This is a genomic window from Mesorhizobium sp. M7A.F.Ca.US.005.03.2.1, assembly GCF_003997795.1.
Classification (GTDB): Bacteria; Pseudomonadota; Alphaproteobacteria; order Rhizobiales; family Rhizobiaceae; genus Mesorhizobium; species Mesorhizobium ciceri.
In genome coordinates, this window is record NZ_RZRP01000788.1 from 1 (window position 1) to 2,952 (window position 2,952).

Annotated in this window: 3 protein-coding genes; all 3 read right to left on the bottom strand. The window is 63.0% G+C overall.

Annotated elements, in window-relative coordinates:
• Positions 1 to 854: tetratricopeptide repeat protein (locus tag EN991_RS30310; protein WP_164769478.1), on the bottom strand; the 854-nt coding region annotated here is incomplete at its 3' end.
• Positions 855 to 900: 46 nt separating this feature from the next.
• On the bottom strand, positions 901 to 2,304 hold the full coding sequence (locus EN991_RS30315; RefSeq protein WP_064994815.1) for an HlyD family type I secretion periplasmic adaptor subunit: 1,404 nt from the start codon (positions 2,302 to 2,304) through the stop codon (positions 901 to 903).
• A 20-nt stretch (positions 2,305 to 2,324) separates the two neighbouring features.
• Positions 2,325 to 2,952, bottom strand: a 628-nt coding sequence (locus tag EN991_RS30320) for an ATP-binding cassette domain-containing protein (protein ID WP_127370122.1), incomplete at its 5' end; no start/stop codon positions are given.

Here is a 2,952-nt window from a genome sequence, read left to right on the forward strand (position 1 = left end):
CGATAGGCTGCCTCAATATTTCCTGCCAATGCGGCCCGCCGCATCCACGCCTCGCCGGCGGCGATATCTTGACCTGCAAGGCCACCCTCGATGAGCGCCGATCCCAACCGGAATTGGGCTGAGGGCAAGCCTTTCTCCGCGGCAAGCTGATACAGTCGCGCGGCTGCCGGTCGATCAGCTGGCATGCCGCGTCCATGCTCAGTCAGGACCCCAAGAAGGTAGATTGCGGTTGGCAGACCGGCGTCGGCAGCGCGTCGAACCTCGGCGGCAACTTTGGCCGTCTGCGCAGGCTGCCCGCGCCGGGCGAGGGAAAGAGCAAGGCCCAGGCATCCCTCAGGGCAGCCGGCTGCCGCAGACTTCTCATACCAGCCATGCGCCGCATCCAGGTCCCGCATCGCTTCGGGGCCTCTGCTGAGGATATAGGCGAGAATTGCCTGCCCGGTTGCGGAGCCAGCTTCGGCTGCCTTTTTCGCGAGCCCGAACGCTGCCGCGAATTCCGGCTCCCGCGAGGAATCCCGTTCGAACAAGCTTTGCGATTCCAAGCCATTGCCGTCGGGCTCCTGCGCCGCCAGTCCAGCCACGTAAAGCGCGGCGAGGAGCGACTGGGCATCGGGGCTGCCGTGATCGGCCGCTCGCCGCAGCCAACGCGCGCCTTCCGACCGGCTTGGCGGCACACCCAAACCTTCGAGATAGCAACGAGCGACGCGGTATTCGGCCTCGACAATCCCGGCGCGTGCCGCAATTGCCAGCAGCGGAAAGGCTTCTAAAGGCTTGCCGCTGTCAGAAAGCTGGATCGCCCGGCGCAATACCAGCGCTGGTGGACCGTAAGCAGTCAGGCGGTCAAGGATTGCCATCGATGCGAGAACGCATACCTCCGTTTGTCGCGCACGGCGCCCGAGCCTATGGCTCCCTCATCGCTTCTTGGCCTAGGGGGAGTATGGCGCCGAGAATATACTTGAGCACGGTACGGCGGCCGACCTTGACGTCAGCGGTTACCGGCATGCCAGGGACGATCGTGAAACTTGCGGGCACGCCATGGAGGGCGACCTCGTCGATGGAAATCTGCGTGCGGTAAAACAGGTCAGCGTCCGGGGGCAGCATGGCCAACGAGCTGTTCGGGTCGCGCGCCTGTTCCCGGGCCGAGAAGGAATCCGGGCTCACCGTGCGCACAGTGCCATGCGCGAGGCCATATTGCGAATATGGAAAGGTGTCGAACTTGATGGCCACGGGGTCACCGACGTGGACGAACCCACTGCTACGGCCGACAATGTTCGTTTCGATTTCAAGCACCGCGTCGTCCGGCACCAGGGTCATCAGCCGGTCACCCGATTGCAGGATCGACCCGACGGAAACCTTCGCCACTGACTGAACGATGGCGTTTGCATCGCTTTTCAGCTCGACCAACTGCTTACGCAGCTTTGCCTTGTTGAGAAGCTCACGGGCATCGGACATACGCGAGCCCGCCTCCGACAGGCCTTGCGAGACTTCCGCGCGCCAGCTCTGGATGTAGCCATCGCGGTCGGCGGCCACCGTCGCCTGTTGTCGCTTGGCAGCTTCCGATGTCTGCTCGGCGTTGCCGAGCGCCCGGGACATCTCTGCCCAGTTGTCCTCGGCCAGAAGCGTATTGAGGCGGCTGCCCACCTGTCTTGCTTCCAGTTGCTTGCGCATCCGTTCGATCGAAGCCGCGACGGCCAGTCGCTGGCGGTAGCCGTCAGCATCGGACTGGGAACGCGAGATCACGGAACTGAGTTCATCGCTCTGCCGGTCAAAACTCGACAGCTTGGCGTCGTAGACGGCTTTTCGACGATCGAAGATTGATGCCTGCAGGGTCCAACTCGGGTCCAGACCGTCATAGCTGAAGGGCTTTCCGTCGGCTTCCGCTTTCAAACGGGCCACTTCGGCTTCAAGTGTCGAGACCTGTGTCGTCAGCGCAGCAAGGTCAGCGGAGGCGAAGGTCGCGTCGAGGCGTGCAAGCGTTTGACCAGCTCGCACGCGCTGTCCTTCGCGCACCTCGATCGAGCGGACGATCGCCGTCTCGAGCGGCTGCACCAGAATATTCGGCGATTGCGACACCACGAGCCCTCTGGTGGAGACGACCTGATCGACCGGTATGAGCCCTGAGAGTGTTATCAGGGCAACGACCATGCTTGAGATGATCCAGACCATGCCGCGCGCCATTCGTGGGACGGGCGCATTGGCGATGGCCGTCGACGGCCATTGGAATTCCAGGATGACGGGCATCGTCGGATCGCTCGGCTCTGTCCGGCGCCGGACGGGAAGACTGGAATGGGTGATGCTGCTCATGGGCGCCCCGAAGCCGATGCTCACACAAGTCTCGGCGGCACAGCGGCCAGACGAGCTTGGCGATTGTCAAGATGCCGGTTCTGCTGCATCCAAAGCTGGCGGTAGAGCGCGCATCGTTCGAGCAGGGTCGCATGCGGCGCGACATCGAGGACCTGGCCCTGATCCATGACCAGGATCTGGTCGCATTCGGTCAGCGAGGAAAGCCGGTGCGAAACAATAATCATCGTGCGGCCCCTGGCGATGCGCATGAGATTGGCGCTGACCACCGCCTCGCTCTCCGGATCAAGCGCGCTGGTCGCCTCGTCAAGGATCATGACGGTCGGATCGTGGATGAGCGCGCGCGCAATCGCCAGCCGCTGCTTTTGACCACCCGACAGGTTGGGCGAACCTTCCTCAATATAGGTGTCATAGCCGTTGGGCATGCGTTCGATGAATTCTGCGGCGCCGGCAAGGTGAGCGGCTCGCATGGCGTCGGAAAGGGTCAGGCCGGGGCGCCCGGCGATGATGTTGTCTCGAATCGACCCGCGGAAAAGGAAATTGTCCTGGAGGACCACGCCGAGCCCCTGGCGAAGGTGACGCAGGTTGATTTCCTTGAGGTCGACGCCATCCAGCTTGAGAAAACCGCTGTAATCGCGATTGATCCCCTGC